The sequence below is a fragment of the Bombiscardovia apis genome, assembly GCF_033095945.1.
Classification (GTDB): domain Bacteria; phylum Actinomycetota; class Actinomycetes; order Actinomycetales; family Bifidobacteriaceae; genus Bombiscardovia; species Bombiscardovia apis.
Genome location: NZ_AP026800.1, coordinates 864,032 through 879,623 on the forward strand (window position 1 = coordinate 864,032; position 15,592 = coordinate 879,623).

The following is a 15,592-nucleotide window of genomic DNA, read 5'->3' on the forward strand; positions in this document are numbered from 1 at the left end:
GTAGACGAAGCTATATGATCGCAGTTCAAGATTCGATGTTGTGCTCAGTGAGAAGGTTCTGAGAACAATTATCGCTGAGCACAACATCGATTATTTTTTAGACCAAACTATCTATTTTTAATCCTTCGTGTGTAGGAGCTGTCGTTTGCGGCTGACCTGTATAGCTGCGTAGACAAGTCCGCAAGATGCAGAAAGCGCGAAAGCGGACAAGGCTCCTATGCGCCCGGTTGGGGTTGATCCTGCGGCAGGGAGTGTGTAGAAGGTGCTGGGTGGGATTTGACTGCCGTATGTGAAGTTAGTGTTGTAGTCAGGTTGAGGATAGCTCCCCAATGTCCAGTGGAGTTGTGCGCTGACTTGGCCAGGGGAGTGGGCTGGGGTGTTGACCGCCCACTTTCCGCTGGCTTGGTCGAATCCGGGTGGGCCTGCGCTGGCGATACCGCCGAACGTCATGTCGGTGACGGCCAGCGTCTGTTTGGCTGTGGCCTGCGCCGGCGTGTAGTGTTCTACCGCGTCTATGTCGCCTTGTCCCAGCTGCCCGGAGTTGTTGTCGCCCCAGGTGTAGGTCTTGTTGTCTGTGGTGATGGCGGCCATATGGTCGGAACCGGCGCTTGCTCGTTTCACGGGGCCCAGACCAGCCGCTGTGATGTCGTTGGGGCTTGGCGAATCCCATTCCGTGGTGTTGCCCAGGTTGCCTTTGTTGTTGCACCCCCAGGTGTACAGGTGATTGCTGGAGGTGAGGGCGAGGGAGTTGAGGTAAAAAGCCTGTATGTGGCTGACCGTGGCTGGTAGGAGGTTCTTGGCGGTAAGGTCTATCGGTTGCGCTTGGTATTGGCCAGTTACGCTGGGGTCTCCCAACTGCCGCCGGCTGTTGCCGCCCCAACTGTAGGTATGTCCGTCGGCGGTTAGGGCCATGGAGTGGTTGTATCCGGCTGATACGGATACTGCGGTGGCCGGTAGCGCGCCTGCCGCAGTGATGTCGACTGGTTTCGGCTGCACCGTCGTGCTGCCCAGGTTGGTGGAGGTGCCCAATTGCCCCATGTCGTTGACACCCCATGAGTAGACATGGTGGTTGCTGGTGATCGCCAGGGCGTGTTGTAGTCCGGCCGCCAGATCGATCACATCGACGGGAAGATTGCCCAGCGCGGTGATGTCCACGGGGTTCACGTTGCGGTCAGAGGTGGCGGTGAGTGTGAGCGTGCCATACGAATTGGAGCCCCAGGCCCACACGTGCCCGTCTGCTGTGAGTGCGAAGGAGTATCTGTCGCTCGCATATACTTTGGCCACGGTGTTCGGCAGCTTTCCCGCAGCTGTGATGTCCACCGGGCTGGTTTGGCTGAAAAAACCGCCGTTGCCGAGTTGGCCGTTGTAGTTGTATCCCCAGGCCCAGACGTGGTGATTGCTGTCCAAAGCCAGAACGAACTGTCCGCCGGTTGCCACCTGAAGTACATGGGTGCCGTCGGGGAGACGGACCCGTACCGGATTGGCTGTGTTGCCAGTGGCGCCAGCGTTTCCAAGTCGTCCGGAAGCGGACATTCCCCAGCTATAGACGTTGCCATCGGCACCTATGGCAACGTTGTAAAATGGTCCAGCTGTCACGGACGTGTACACGATGTCTTGTGGGGCTTTCGGAACCGTGATCGACAGTGGGGTGCCGCCGGCCGCGGGCCCGGAGTCGGGGCTGATGGAGAAGGCCGCGTGGTCCTCCCAGTGGGCGGTCAAGGTCATGCTGGCGGTTACCTGATCGTTGAAATCCCAAGGTTGGCCGGCGTCGGTGAACCAGCCCAGGAACCAGGAGTTGCGCTTGGTGGGAGTTCTCGGCCAGTTCAGGCGCTCGCCTTCGGCCACTTCCTTGTCGCTGATGCTGGTGCTGTTGGCACCATTGTCGTTGAAATGTACCGTGTATAAGCCCTTGACATAGTAGCTGAATCTGATTGGGGTCTGGGGCTGGTCGTTGTAGGTCCATTCCACCTGGATGGGCACCGTGCCTACGGGGGAGGCGGGTATGCGGATGGTCCAGGCGCCGGTGGTGGGATCCTCGCTGAGTTTGCTGGCGGGCGCGGAGTTGAAGCTGATGGAGGTCATCTTCACTGTGGGGTTGCTCGACAGGATCGGTCTGAGCACAGGGGTTATGCTGGTGATGCCGGTGCCTTGCTGCCCAGTGCTGCTCGAGCCCCAGAAGTAGTTTTTGCCGTCACTGGTCATGGCCATCATGGCGGCCCCGCCGTCGCTGAGGGCGGTGACCGTGGCCGGGAGCTTGCCACTGGCGGTGAGATCTATAGGGTAGCCGCTGTAGATCTGCTGGTTGGCAGTGGTGCCGTTGCCCAGCTGGCCGTTGGTGTTCGAGCCCCAGGTGTAGACGTGGTGGTCGCTGGTGAGGGCCCGGCCTGTGCTGCCTCCGCCGTAGATGGCGGTGACTGTGGCGGGCAGGTTGCCGCCGGCGGTGATGTCGGAGAAGCGGTTGGGGAAGGTCGATGTGATTCCGGCGTTGCCCAGGTTGTAAGAGTCGTTGTGGCCCCAGGTGTACACATGCCCGTCTTGGGTCAAGGCCATGCACCAGGTGTTGTAGGAGCCTATCTGGACCACGTTCGTGGGAAAGCCGCTGGCCGCGCTCACCTCGAACGGCAGCACTCTTTCGTTGACGCGTGAGTTGATGTCCACATCATCGCGTTGTCCCCAACCATACACCCGGTGGTCGCTGGTGAGGGCCAGCGCGCTCCTGTTGCCGGCGGATAGGGCGGTGATGGTGGCCGGGACCTTGCCTTGGGCGGTGATGTCCACAGGTGTCGAGTTCGACCCCCAAGAAGCGGACATGTCTACACCGGTGTCGGTGCCCAGTGAACCAGCGGCGGCGTAACCCCAAGCGTAGACATGGTGGTCCGAGGTCAGGGCCAATGAATAATAGCTATCTCCCGCCGCCACTTGCACAACCGTGGCGGGCAGTCTGCCCAGTGCCGTCATGTCTGTCGGGGTTGCGGGAGCGCCTGGTCTGCCAAGCTCGCCGCGGGTGGCGTCCCCCCAGGAGTATACGTGGTGGTCCGAGGTCAGGGCCAAGGTGTGCTGGTGACTGGTGGAGACTTGGGTGAAGGTGACATCGTCCGGCACTTGCACGCGGTTGGGTTTGGTGCGGTCGGTTCCAGGTTCGGTGCCCAGGTATCCACTGCCCCAGGCGTACAGATGCCCGTCCGAGCCGACGGCGACGGTGAAGTTGCCGGCCGCGCTCACCTGCTTGTAGCTGATGCCTGTTGGCGGCGAGGGCGGTGTGATCGAGGCTGTCCCCTCCCGCAGGGCGGGTCCCGAGTTCGGATCCAGCGTGAAGCCGCTGACCTTGGAGTTGTTATGTGATATGCGAGGCTTAAGATCAGATGTTTCTTGAGCCTGTGCTGGGCCGCTCCCCGCCCCAAGAAGTGCGAACATAAGCACTGCTGTTCCTAGGCTGCGGATAGTGACGTGATGGAGCATTAGAATGTTCCCCTTGCGCTGTTCAAGCTGCTATTAAGTTGCGACACGCGGCCTCGCAGTTCCCCAGCCAGCGTAAACCGCAGTTTCATCTTCCTGGTTGCATCGATGGTCACAAAAGTGGTCAAACTTTTGCAGCCGAGTTCATTCACCGTGTACATTGTATGCGATGTGTACAATGTTAACATGGTCGTTTGGTCTGAGCTGAGCGTGTTGGCCTTATTGCTGTCGATGGTAAACAGATACTAAAAGAAGTTTGTCTTCTATTTTAAATGGAGAAAAGTAAGACTTTCCGATATGGCATTATTGCTGGTATTTGAAACAAGAGGTGATGTGATCGTTTAATAGGCCCGTGGCCTGTAAATATGAGTATACGATAGTAGACCCTGTAAACTTGAAGCCTCGCCTACGTAAGTCTTTGCTAACAACATCCGATAGTGGAGTCGAGCAGGGCACATCTTCTACTGCTTTCCAATTGCCAACTATCGGCTTGCCATCGACGAACGACCATAAATACGCATCGAAAGAACCGAATTCATCTTGAACGGACATGAAAGCTTGGGCATTGCTGACTGCAGCGCGCACCTTGAGCTTGTTGCGCACAATGCCGGAGGTGGACAGAAGTGCGGCGATTTTGTCTTCACCATAAGATGCTACGGTTTGGTAATCGAAATTATCAAACGCTTCTACGAAGTTTTGCCGCTTGCGCAAGATGAGATCCCAACTCAATCCGGCCTGCATACCTTCTAGAATTAAGAGCTCGAAGAGTTCGCGGTCATCGTGGGTGGGCACACCCCATTCGTGGTCATGGTAGTCGGTTTCTAATTCGCTTACCTGAGCCCATTCGCAACGCTCTACGCTCATAGTGACTACCTTTTCTGCCGGTTCTCATCCCTCGTGAAGTACCATTTGTGTTGGTCAGACATACTAGCATCAAAGCTATAACCCGCATCTCGGAAGTCTTTGAGAGCTGAACTTTCTTCAATGCGGTGCTCAATAATATAGCGGCTCATGAGGCCTCGGGCGCGCTTGGCATAGAAGCTAATGACCTTGTATGTGCCATTCTTTTCGTCGAGGAAGATGGGTTCAATAATGGCGGCATTGAGCTTCTTTGGTTCGACAGCTCTCGAGTATTCTGCCGATGCTAGGTTGATTATGGTGGGCTCGGTTGCTTCGGCGAGCTCTTGGTTAAGGGAGGCGCTCAGCTTGCTCTTCCAGAATTGGTAGAGGTTGGTATAAGTGCCCGATGCCAAGCGGATGCCCATATCAAGGCGGTAAGGCTCAATAAGGTCGAGTGGGCGCAAGATGCCATACAAGCCCGAAAGAATGCGGAGGTGGTCTTGGGCAAATTGCAGGTCTGCTTCTGAGAAGTTGCTGGCTGCCAAGCCTTCGTATGCTTCGCCTTTGAATGCCAATACGGCTTGTCGGGCCTTCGTTGCGCTAGCCTGGGAGCCCCAATTGGCAAAACGCTCGTAGGTGAGGTCGGCTAATTGGGGGCTAATCGACATGAGCTCGCGCAAGTCGGCAGTGCTGAGCGATTGGCAGGATTCTACGAGCGTTTGAGCCTCGTGCATAAACTGCGGTTGTGTGCCTTGCTCAGTGGGCAGGGGCGAGTTGAAATCTAGCGTTTTGGCTGGAGATAAGAGCGTAATCATGGGGAAAACCAATCTAACTTGGCATGAGATGATGTGCATGTCACAGAAGCAAAGTCGGGCTGACAGGATTTGAACCTGCGACATCCTGCTCCCAAAGCAGGCGCGCTACCAAGCTGCGCTACAGCCCGAAGCCCGAAGCAATCGGGCACAAGATGTAAGTATAGCGCATAGTGCGGAAAGAAAGTTGCCCGCTGTGTTGCCGAATACGTCAGTAGTTTGGTGTCGGCTTACGATAAGCTCAATAGTGTCTATGTGCACTGTGCTATGTGGGCGAAAATCGGGGAAATAGTTGCGTGGTCTACAGCGAACACAGTACGACCGCCACCAGAGAGTCGAAATGAGACAAGGTATGAGTGACGACCAGCAGAACTTTGACAATAATCAGCCAGGCAATGCGCCAGGCAACGATGCTCAATCTGCACCACAAAACCAACCAATGGCGCAGAGTAATCAAGAAGCTGACCCAGCGCAGGGGCAGGTGCCCTTCGATACGCAAGCTCCAACGCAGAGCTATGCAGGCAATGATGGATCTTATATGGGCGGCAACGATGGAAGCCAGTTCAATCAAGGTGCCCAGGAAAATTACGGTACCGGTCAGGTGCCATTCGCAGACGTGAAAGAGCATGAGCAAGAGGCCAAGAAGAAAACGATTGCTATTATCGTTGCAATCATCGCAGTCATTGCGATTGTGGCGGCTCTGCTGGTTTGGAAGCCTTGGGGCGTAAAACGGGCTGACTATGAAGAAGCTGTTCATGCAACCCGGCTACTGGAAGAGCAGAAAGCTACAATCAATGAGTATATTGGCAAGCTGTATAAGGGAGATAAGTCAAGCTCCAGCCAGGATGCAGACAAACTTAAGCAGGCGGTCAACAAGCTCGACAAGATGACCAAGGATTTTGGTTCTCTTAAAGCGGTCAAAGATAGTGCGGTCAAAGACAAGTATCAGGCTTATTCCGACAAAGAACAAAGTTACAAGACCTACGTTGAAGGCCTTATCGACTCTGCTCCAGCGTATGCCAAGGCGGAGAAGGCTTGCGGAGACACTTCCAAACTCACGGATTCGGATAGTGAAGACTATATTGAGCAATTGAATACTTTTATTGGATCTTGCAAAACTGGGCTTGAACAGGCCGCTAAGGTTCCCAACAAGACCATATCGGAATATACTAGCCAAGCTGGAAAAGTTATGGGCAAATTGCAAGACGTGATGAAGCAGATGACTGACTTAATCAACAATCTAAATGCCAGCAATGCTAATGACAGTTTGACGAAGATGGAAGATTTGCAAAAGGAAGCTTCCAAGTTAGAACGCGAGACGCCCGACTTTAACGAGTTCAATGCCAAGCTCGATAAAGAGAAGGAAAAAGCCACTCCGGAGGATTCTTTGCAGGATTTGATGGATACCCTCAATGCGAGACTTGCTCAAAAGTAAGTAAAATTAATACAGTCAAATAGGTTGGGAGCAGTCTGCGGAGTGTCAGGCTGCTCCCAACTGGTATATGTGTCATCTGGTGTAGCCCCTATGATGAATATATGAATCTTACACAAGCTCTATGGTCTGCTCCCAGCGCTCAAGGACCGCTGAGTGCGCAGGTGACCATACCGGGTAGCAAATCCTTATCGAATAGGTATTTGATACTTGCTGCCTTAGGCCGGCGGCCAGTTGAGATACGCGGATTGCTGCGCTCGCGCGATACTGACCTCATGCTTGCAGCTTTGCATACTTTCGGCGTGGAGAGTCGAGCTGGTGAGCAAGACCCCACCCAAGTGACGATTTTGCCACCTGAACATGGCATTTTTACCGGCGGGGGTGAAGTGGACTGCGGGCTTGCTGGAACGGTCATGCGCTTTGCGCCGGCTCTGGCTATGCTAGCCGATGGTCCGACGCGCTTTACTGGCGACAGACAGGCCCAAGAGCGGCCCATGCGCTCACTCTTAGATGGCTTAGAGCAATTGGGAGCGCGCGTTATATATGAAGGCGCTGATGGGTATTTGCCTTTTACTATTCAGCCGCCTGAGCACTTTAATGGGGGAGTGGTCAGTATCGACTCGTCCTCATCTTCGCAGTTCATCTCTGGACTTTTGCTATTAGGATCTCGGGCCTGCGACGGGTTGCAAGTGCACCATGTGGGTGCTTCGCTGCCGAGCCTGCCACATATTCGGATGACAGTGAGCGATATTCAGCAGACCGGCGTACAGGTCGAGGCTAGGGAAGATCAGGCGACGTGGCAAGTGCATCAAGAGCCAGGTCAGCTCGGGCCGCAATTGCCTGAAGTGATTCAAGTTGAGCCCGACCTGTCGAATGCTGCCCCATTCCTCGGGGCTGCACTTATCAGCGGTGGTAGCGTCTGTGTGCCTCACTGGCCGACGGAGACCACACAGCCAGGCGGTTTGCTTCCAGACATGCTCACCAGTCTTGGAGCACAGGTGAGTTTCCCTACCATCGACGCAGACCAAGCCTGCCGAGTGCAAGGTAGTGGCAGTCTTCATGGCTTAGGTGATTACAATATGGCTGCTGCAGGAGAGCTTGCCCCGACCTTGGCTGCGCTGGCAGTATTCGCAGATAGCCCCACTCGATTAAGAGGCATTGGCCACCTGCGCGGGCACGAGACTAACCGCCTAGCAGCTCTCACAGCAGAAATTCGTAAGGTTGGTGGTCAGGCCGAGGAGTTGGAAGATGGCATCGCAATAGTACCTGTCGAGCGCCGCGAACTTCACCCTGCCTGCATAGAGACTTATGCGGACCACCGGATGGCAACCTTTGCAGCCCTGCTTGGTTTAGGTATCCCGGGTATAGAAGTGCGCAATATAGGAACTACGAGTAAGACTCTGCCCAACTTCGTACCTATGTGGGAGCAGATACTCAGCACGGCTACAGTGTAAGCGCTCACAGATACAAGTTTGGCCCCAGCAGAAGGGTATCTGCTGGGGCCAAACTTGTATTTACTTGCCGTATTTACTTGCCGAACTTGTTGCCGTAGGAGTCGCCTTCGCGGGCGATAACCTCAGACTGGCGAGCAATGGAAAGCTCTTCGTTGGTTGGCACGATGCAAACGGTGACCGAGCTGTCAGGAGTCGAAATGATGCGAGCTTCCTTGGAACGGATGTCGTTCTCCTCCAAGTTGAGCTTGACACCGAAGGGAGCGAGCTGCTCAATCACGCGAGCGCGTACGATCTCATCATTCTCGCCCACACCTGCGGTGAAGGTGATGACATCCAAGCCGCCCATTTGAGCCGTGTAGTTGCCAATGTAGGCTACGATGCGGTGCACGTAGATATCGAGTGCTAGCTTGGCATCCTTGTTGCCCTCGGCAATTTCGCGGTGCACTTCGCGCATATCGCCGAAGCCGGTCATGCCCATCATGCCCGAACGCTTGTTGAACAAATCATCGAGCTCGTCTACAGACATGTGAGCGTTGCGCATCAGGTGGAAGGCGACTGCTGGGTCGATGTCACCAGTGCGGCTGCCCATCATCAGTCCCTCAAGAGGGGTGAGACCCATTGAAGTTTCAATCGGCTTGCCGGAGACCTGTGCGGAAGCGGAAGCACCGTTGCCGATGTGCAAGACAATCTGCTTGAGACCTTCGGCAGGCTTGCCAACAACTTCAGGAACGAGCTTACCGACGAACTCATGGCTGGTGCCGTGGGCGCCATAGCGACGAATATGGTACTGCTCGGCGATGTCCTTGTTGAGGGCATAGGTCGAGGCCTTGGCAGGCAAATCGGTGAAGAAGGAGGAGTCGAATACAAAGACCTGAGGAGTGTCAGGCAGGAGCTCGCGCATAACCTGAGCGCCTTCGGCTTCTGGACCATTGTGAAGAGGTGCTAAAACGGCCAAATCCTTGACTTGGGCAAGGGTTTGATCTGTAACTAGAGCTGGCTTGGGGAAGATAGAGCCGCCCTGCACGACGCGGTGGCCAACGGCGACGATGCCGGACTCGTTGAGGTCCGGGCCGTACTCCTTGAAGAGACCCAAAACGCGCTTGAGGCCGGTCTCATGGTTGTTAATGGGCTCTTCCATCTCATGCTTTTGGCCCTGATACTCGTGCTTGTAGTGGCCGTCAACAGGCTCACCAATCTTTTCAACCAAGCCCGAAGCCAAGCCTTCGCCGGTTTCGAGATCGACTAGCTGATACTTAATCGAGCTAGATCCAGAGTTGATAACTAGGACGGTTCTCGCCATTATGGCATCCTCCTGATGCAAATCGATTGGAGCTCAAACTCCACATATTCCTTTATTCAGATTACGCTGCGGTGCTTACAAAACGGGCATAAGCTAACCCAAGATGGCTGGCGGGCTCTACTCTAAACCGCCGGTCATCTTGGGTCAGCGCTGCTTGGCTTGCGCTTACTTGTCTTGTGCTTCTACAGCGGTGAGAGCGACGGTATTAATGATGTCTTGCACCAATGCGCCACGCGACAGGTCATTGACAGGCTTGTTGAGGCCTTGCAGAATCGGACCGATGGCTATAGCGCCAGAAGAGCGCTGTACGGCCTTGTAGCCGATGTTGCCAGCGGCTAGTGAGGGAAAGACGAACACGTTCACATGCCCGGCAACCGCATTTCCTTTGGCTTTAGCCTGAGCAACTGTTGGCGACCAAGCCGCATCGAACTGGATGGAACCCACAACCGGCAGCTCTGGAGCCTTGCTGTGCACAATCTTCGTAGCTTCTTCTACCAGATCCACATCCGGACCCTTACCGGAGCCGAGCGTGGAGTAAGAGAGCATGCCAACCTTGGGGTCGATGCCGAAGGAGCGGGCAGTCTGGGCGGATTGTATGGCTATATCTGCCAGTTGCTCCGCATTGGGATTGAGGTTAATGGCGCAGTCAGCAAAAATGGCCACATGGTCTTTAAAACACATCAGGAAAGCGCCGGAAACTAGCGAAGCATCGGGCTTTGTTTTAATCACTTGCAGGGCCGGGCGAACGGTGTTAGCAGTGGAGTTGACCGAGCCGGAAACCAATCCGTCTGCCAAACCTTGAACAACTAGCATGGTGCCAAAATACGAGGGATCAGCTAGCTGTTGGCGGGCCTGCTCAAGTGTCATACCCTTTTTGGCGCGCAGCTGGCAGAGCTTGTCTACCATCGGGGCCAAGACACTTTCATCATCCATTGCCTGGAAGGTAGCCTTGTCTAAGTGGTTTAATTCCAGCTCTTGGGCTCTGCTAGCGATGCTGTCCTTGTCTCCCACAATGATGAGCTTGACGATATCACGCTCAAGTAAGTAGTCTGCCGCTTTGAGAATACGATCCTCTTGGCCCTCAGGCAAGACGATGGTTTTGTTGGCGGCTTTGGCCCGGGCCAGCAAGTCGTTTTGGAAAGCAATAGGAGTGGTGACTTGGGGCGCGGATTCGCGTGCTGCTGCCACAATGCTTTCGTCTGAGACACATGCTTGGAAGACAGAAAGTGCTTGCTGGTGGTTGCTCTCGGCCTGTGGATTAGGGTCGAAGTCAAAGCGGTCAATAAGCCAGAAGGGCTTGTCATAATTGCTCAAAGCTGCCTGTACATCAGACTTCTGCTCGCTCTCGCATCCAGTAATGAATACGCCGGCCAGTTTACTTCCTGCTTGTTCGATAATGCGCCGGCAGTTGTCTACACTTGCCACGACTTGTTGAGCAGTGCGATCTATCGTGCACACAGCCAAGAATACGGGCGAGCGCAAGTCCGCGGCCATCTGCGCATCTAAGGTCATGCGGTTCGGATCAGCCACAGCCGTTTTATCTGAAGAAACTGAAAGCACCATCTCGGGCTGCTGGCTGGCCACCATCTGTGAATATGCAGCTAGAGCGTCTGCCCGAGCCTGCTCTCCGTCTTCGCGGGCATTACAAGGGCAAGTGCCTACATAATCAGAGCGCTCAGCCGAGCTGTCAATCGCATTCAAGAGGGTGTCGGTGAGTGTCTCCTTACGGCAAGCTACAGGCCTAAACAACGCCAACTTAGCGCTTTTGCCTAGCACGGTCGCAAGGCCGTATGCCACGAGGTTGCGCCCCACGCCCGCTTCAGGACTGATAATACTGATAGTGACAGGACTCACTTGGTCCCCCTCCTGTTCAAATACATTCTGTACTGTGACCACTTCGTTCAGCAGCAGTTACAGTATACGAGGTAGTGCTGGCAAGTCAACGTTTCTTTCCGCCTCTTGTATGAGAGGGAGTTCCTGCAACAAATGGTTTTCACTGTGGTACTCCTCTCAGCACAGTTTAAACTATGTGCTCATGAATGAGACACCGCCCCAAGGAGTGGCCAGTGCTATGAAAATCAGCCCGAGCTGCCAAGACAACGAGGTAACGCTGACCGAGGTAGCTCAGCGAGCTGGTGTCTCCCTATCTACAGCTTCACGCGTGTTTGTTAGGTCAGGACGGGTGAGTATCCGAACCCGACAGCAAGTGCTAGCAGTAGTAGAAGCTATGGGATACCAGAGTAGCAGTTTGGATGCACCAGTGAGCATTGGGTTACAGGGGTTACTGGCCATCGTGGTTACCGACTTAGAAAACATTGTTTCGGCACGCATAGACCGAGGGCTTTAAAAGGCTTGCTATCGACGTAACTTTGGCGTCAACATTCTCGACACTGAGGAAAGCAGTGAACGAGAAATGCTTGCCTTGCGCCGCATACTACTTCACTTAGACGGAGCGGTTTTGGGTTCTTCCCGGCTTTCTGACACCGCAATTTGTTGATTCACACAAAGTAAACCTCTAGTCGTACTCAACCGGGTGGTTTCAGATGTTGCTTCCATTTTTTCTTATGATTCTCCGGCCATACAGGATATCGAGCGCGACCTGTATCGTCTAGGACATCGTGCTATTGCTTACTTGCCTAGACCCGAATCTTGCGTGGGAAGGCTTTATCTCGAGCTTGCAGAGAGGCGGCGATAGCTTTCCGCTGCATGTCATGCGCGTACCCAGTAGCCACTCAGGCTGCTAAAAGTTTCCACTATTATAGTGAACACCTACCGCCGCAGTACTAGCTTTCAATGATGATATTACTCTTGTCCTTTATGTAGTTTGTACAAGCGCAATCTTCTTCTGGCCGCCTAGGCCTTGCGTTGGCAATAGCTGGTATTGATGACATACCTAGCTGTCAATTGGTAACTCCACAATTCTCAAGCGTACATGTTGAGCACAGGGAAATGAGAATGCTGGCCGCAGATAGGCTGATCGATACCGAGGTGCCACCCAACCTCATTTTCTCAGCCGACAACCGCAAGGGCTCATCTCCACTTATGTACCCCGAGATACGACGAGAGGGGTTTGATGCAATCGCATAACCGTCAAACCCCTCTCAAATGTGAGTAGACTACTTCACAGACTTAATAGAAATTACAAAGAAGATAGGGAGCACTGACATGATAATAGCAATGGGGAAGATGTAGATGTAGGTTTTCGTTGTCGAGACGATGATGGAAGTCAAAGCCATACCGGCGGACTGACTAGCAGTCGTGGCGGCGTTGATGAAGCCAAGATCCTTGCCCGCATTCTCCTTGCTGGGGAGCACATCGACGTTGAGCGCCTGATCAATAGCCACGAAGATGCCCTGAACCAAAGCCACGAAAACGCAAGCAAGTAAATGCCGGTAATCGAACGCATAATGATGGAGAAAACAAATCCAATAATGGCCAAAACCGCCGAGAGCATTATTATCGGCTTACGTTTGTGAATCTTATCGGAGAGCAGGCCTACAAACATGGCGACGATAAAAGCAATCATCTGGAAAATAGCGATAGTCGACACCACCTTGACAGCCGTAACCTTGGGCAATGCAACACGACGAAGGGGACAGGGTGAGGTCTGCGCAGACCACGTTCAAGTTGTGGACTCATACAGAAAGCCCCTCCTGAATGAACAGGAGGGGCTTTCTGTGAGTAAGCAATGAGACTACGTGAGCCTCATACGCGTTTTACTACTCGTTGTCGCCAGCAGTTTCTGCGGTGGCGGAGAGGTTCTCCTGGCCAGCGCGGTTGGCATCGGGCCATACCCAATCGGTGTAGTCGGGGTGATCGTAACCCTTGTCTACAGCGAACTGGAAGGCTTCAGTGCGGAACTTAGTCCACTCATCGATCTGGCCGGCGTACTTGTTGGCATCCACCATCTTCAGAGCGGAAGCAGCCAAGCACCAGCGATCCATGTTGTTCACGCGCACCATGTCGAATGGTGTGGTGGTGGAACCCTGCTCTTCGTAGCCGTGAACCGCGAAGTTGTCGTGGTTGGGACGGCCGTGAATGAGGCGGTGGATGGAGCCGGGATATGCGTGGAAGGCGAAGACGACAGGCTTATCCTTGCCGAAGAGCTCTGCGAACTCCTCGTCGGACAGGGCCTGGTCGTTCTCCTGAGCATTCTGAATCTTGAGCAAGTCAACAACGTTGACAAACTGAACCTTCAGGCCCATCTTCTGGAGCATATCGTTGGCAGCCAGAGCTTCTTGGGTCGGAACGTCACCGGCGGTGGCGATGATGACATCGGCATCGTCAGCGTTCTGAGCGTTAGAAGCCCAATCCCAGCGAGCAGCACCCTTCTCCAGCTCAGCCATGGCGTCATCTACGCTCTGGTAGGTGGCGGCGGGCTGCTTGCCAGCGAAGATGGCGTTGATGCAGTTGGTGGACTTGTAGCAACGCTCACCTACGGCCAGCAGCATGTTGGCATCTGCAGGGAAGTAGATGTTGGTCACGTGGTCGTTGTTGAAGTTCTTGTTGAGCAGAATGTCAACAACACCCGGATCCTGATGAGAGAATCCGTTGTGATCCTGGCGCCACACGTGGGAGGTGATCAGGAGGTTCAGGCCTGCGATGGGCTTGCGCCACGGAATCTCACGGACCGTTGCTTCCAGCCACTTTGCGTGCTGGTTGATCATCGAATCGACAACGTGCACGAAGGACTCGTAAGAGCTCCAGATGCCGTGGCGACCGGTGAGCAGGTAGCCTTCCAAGAAGCCTTCCATCTGGTTCTCGGAGAGCTGCTCGATAATCTGGCCGGTGTGAGCCATGTGCTCATCGGTCAGTTCGGACAGGTACTCGGCATCCCACTGCTTGTTGGTGACTTCGTAAGCGGCGGCAAGACGATTGGAAGCCGTCTCGTCGGGTCCGAAGATACGGAAATCGGTGGGGTTCTTGGCCAGTACGTCACGGGTGTAGTAGCCCAAAACGCGAGTAGCCTCAGTTGCGCCCCAGCCATGGCCGTGGTTGTTGACATCGATTTCGTAATCGTGGATGTCAGGCAGATCCAGAGGCTCAAGGAGACGGCCACCGTTAGCGTTCGGGTTCTCGCCGATACGCAGATCGCCTTCAGGCATGAAGGAGGTAACCTCAGGGCGGATGCCACCCTTGTCGTCGAAGAGTTCGGCAGGAGCATAAGACTCCAACCAGCTCTTGAGAACCTGGAAGTGAGCCTCGGTGTCGCGGGCGGAAGCCAGCGGTACCTGGTGGGAGCGCCAAGAGCCCTCGGTCTTCTTGCCGTCGATGTACTTGGGGCAGGTCCAACCCTTGGGCGTGCGGAAGATAATCATCGGGTAGAAGGGGCGAGTCATGTCGTCGGTCTGAGCCAGAGCCTTGATCTCGCAAATGTCGTCGAAGACCTCTTCGAGCAGGTCTGCGAAACGACGGTGAATGGACATGTGGTCCTCATCGTCGAAGCCAGCTACGAACTCGTGGGGGTCGTAACCCATGCCGTGGAAGAACTCGTGCAGCTCTTCGTCGGAAATGCGGGACAGGATGGTCGGGTTGGCAATCTTGTAGCCGTTGAGGTGCAGGATTGGCAGCACGATACCATCGGTGCGGGGGTTAACCAGCTTGTTGGACTGCCAAGAGGTAGCCAGTGCGCCGGTCTCGGCTTCGCCGTCGCCCACAACTGCGGGAACGAACAGGCTGGGGTTGTTCAGCACAGCACCATAAGCATGGGAGAGTGCATAACCCAGCTCGCCACCCTCGTGGATGGAACCGGGAGTCTCAGGTGCGAAGTGAGAAGGAATACCGCCAGGGTAAGAGAACTGACGGAAGAACTTTTGCAAGCCCTCTTCGTTCTTCGTAATCTTGGGGAAGTACTCGGTGTAGGTGCCATCGATGTAGGACTGCGAAGTACCAGCAGGTCCACCGTGGCCGGGGCCCATGATGAAGACAGTGTTCTGCTTGTGGTCAGCAATCAAACGATTGATATGGCCCAAGAGGAAGTTCAGGCCAGGAGTGGTGCCCCAGTGGCCGACAAGACGGTGCTTGACATCCTCACGAGTGAAAGGCTCCTTCATCAGCGGGTTGCTGCGAAGGTAAATCTGGCCGATGGAAAGGTAGTTGGCTGCGCGCCAATACTTGTCGACGGCTTCCAAGGTCTCCTCGGAAACGGGAGCGTCAAGCTTCTTCCAAGGGGTGCCGATAACAGGATTCGTCATGTGTACTCCTGCACTGTAGTGCGATTGATTATTTTTGTTCGGTTATGAGGTGCTGCCAATCTCTGGCGAGCCTAGCGACTCCTCATTTCCCAATCGCTTTAATC

The 15,592-nt window shown here is 54.6% G+C and carries 10 protein-coding genes and 1 tRNA gene; 3 read left to right on the forward strand and 8 right to left on the reverse strand.

Features of this window, described 5'->3' with window-relative positions; all coding sequences use genetic code 11:
* Nucleotides 1-117: 117 nt before the first annotated feature.
* The 4 genes from R8377_RS03275 to R8377_RS03290 all read right to left on the reverse strand — a co-directional run bounded on the left by R8377_RS03275 (nt 118) and on the right by R8377_RS03290 (nt 5,239).
* On the reverse strand, nt 118-3,459 hold the full coding sequence (locus tag R8377_RS03275) for an RCC1 domain-containing protein (protein ID WP_317643538.1): 3,342 nt from the start codon (nt 3,457-3,459) through the stop codon (nt 118-120).
* Between the two features lie 300 nt (nt 3,460-3,759).
* The gene (locus tag R8377_RS03280) at nt 3,760-4,320 is read right to left on the reverse strand and encodes a DNA-3-methyladenine glycosylase I (RefSeq protein WP_317643539.1); all 561 of its coding nucleotides are present in this window, start codon (nt 4,318-4,320) and stop codon (nt 3,760-3,762) included.
* A gap of 5 nt (nt 4,321-4,325) precedes the next feature.
* Nucleotides 4,326-5,111 (reverse strand): peroxide stress protein YaaA, encoded by a 786-nt coding sequence (gene yaaA, locus R8377_RS03285; RefSeq protein WP_317643540.1) that lies wholly within the window; start codon nt 5,109-5,111, stop codon nt 4,326-4,328.
* 54 nt (nt 5,112-5,165) lie between these two features.
* Nucleotides 5,166-5,239, reverse strand: a tRNA-Pro gene (locus R8377_RS03290).
* Nucleotides 5,240-5,460: 221 nt separating this feature from the next.
* On the opposite strand from R8377_RS03290, the gene R8377_RS03295 reads away from it, so the two are divergent.
* Both R8377_RS03295 and aroA read left to right on the forward strand, forming a co-directional pair.
* Nucleotides 5,461-6,543 carry a hypothetical protein gene (locus R8377_RS03295; protein WP_317643541.1) on the forward strand — a complete coding sequence of 361 codons (1,083 nt, stop codon included), beginning with the start codon at nt 5,461-5,463 and terminating at the stop codon, nt 6,541-6,543.
* A gap of 101 nt (nt 6,544-6,644) precedes the next feature.
* Entirely contained in the window at nt 6,645-7,994 is a 1,350-nt protein-coding gene (gene aroA, locus R8377_RS03300) for a 3-phosphoshikimate 1-carboxyvinyltransferase (RefSeq protein WP_317643543.1), read from the forward strand.
* Between the two features lie 73 nt (nt 7,995-8,067).
* On the opposite strand, the gene R8377_RS03305 is transcribed toward aroA, so the two are convergent.
* Both R8377_RS03305 and pta read right to left on the reverse strand, forming a co-directional pair.
* Nucleotides 8,068-9,294, reverse strand: a complete 1,227-nt coding sequence (locus tag R8377_RS03305) for an acetate/propionate family kinase (RefSeq protein WP_317643545.1) — start codon at nt 9,292-9,294, stop codon at nt 8,068-8,070.
* Nucleotides 9,295-9,459: 165 nt separating this feature from the next.
* Nucleotides 9,460-11,148, reverse strand: a complete 1,689-nt coding sequence (pta, locus tag R8377_RS03310) for a phosphate acetyltransferase (protein ID WP_317643546.1) — start codon at nt 11,146-11,148, stop codon at nt 9,460-9,462.
* 217 nt (nt 11,149-11,365) lie between these two features.
* On the opposite strand from pta, the gene R8377_RS03315 reads away from it, so the two are divergent.
* A complete protein-coding gene (locus R8377_RS03315; RefSeq protein WP_317643547.1) occupies nt 11,366-11,641 on the forward strand; it encodes a LacI family DNA-binding transcriptional regulator in 276 nt (91 codons plus the stop codon).
* 769 nt (nt 11,642-12,410) lie between these two features.
* Here R8377_RS03315 and R8377_RS03320 read toward each other — a convergent pair.
* Both R8377_RS03320 and R8377_RS03325 read right to left on the reverse strand, forming a co-directional pair.
* Nucleotides 12,411-12,638 carry a hypothetical protein gene (locus R8377_RS03320; protein ID WP_317643548.1) on the reverse strand — a complete coding sequence of 76 codons (228 nt, stop codon included), beginning with the start codon at nt 12,636-12,638 and terminating at the stop codon, nt 12,411-12,413.
* A 375-nt stretch (nt 12,639-13,013) separates the two neighbouring features.
* A complete protein-coding gene (locus R8377_RS03325; protein ID WP_317643556.1) occupies nt 13,014-15,488 on the reverse strand; it encodes a phosphoketolase in 2,475 nt (824 codons plus the stop codon).
* Nucleotides 15,489-15,592 lie beyond the last annotated feature (104 nt).

What these genes read in the sequence shown, in the direction of transcription:
- R8377_RS03275 (WP_317643538.1), bottom strand. Translation starts at nt 3,459, where the DNA reads ATGCTCCATCACGTCACTATCCGCAGCCTAGGAACAGCAGTGCTTATG.
- yaaA (WP_317643540.1), bottom strand. Translation starts at nt 5,111, where the DNA reads ATGATTACGCTCTTATCTCCAGCCAAAACGCTAGATTTCAACTCGCCC.
- R8377_RS03315 (WP_317643547.1), top strand. Translation starts at nt 11,366, where the DNA reads ATGAAAATCAGCCCGAGCTGCCAAGACAACGAGGTAACGCTGACCGAG.
- R8377_RS03305 (WP_317643545.1), bottom strand. Translation starts at nt 9,294, where the DNA reads ATGGCGAGAACCGTCCTAGTTATCAACTCTGGATCTAGCTCGATTAAG.
- aroA (WP_317643543.1), top strand. Translation starts at nt 6,645, where the DNA reads ATGAATCTTACACAAGCTCTATGGTCTGCTCCCAGCGCTCAAGGACCG.
- R8377_RS03325 (WP_317643556.1), bottom strand. Translation starts at nt 15,488, where the DNA reads ATGACGAATCCTGTTATCGGCACCCCTTGGAAGAAGCTTGACGCTCCC.
- R8377_RS03295 (WP_317643541.1), top strand. Translation starts at nt 5,461, where the DNA reads ATGAGTGACGACCAGCAGAACTTTGACAATAATCAGCCAGGCAATGCG.
- R8377_RS03280 (WP_317643539.1), bottom strand. Translation starts at nt 4,320, where the DNA reads ATGAGCGTAGAGCGTTGCGAATGGGCTCAGGTAAGCGAATTAGAAACC.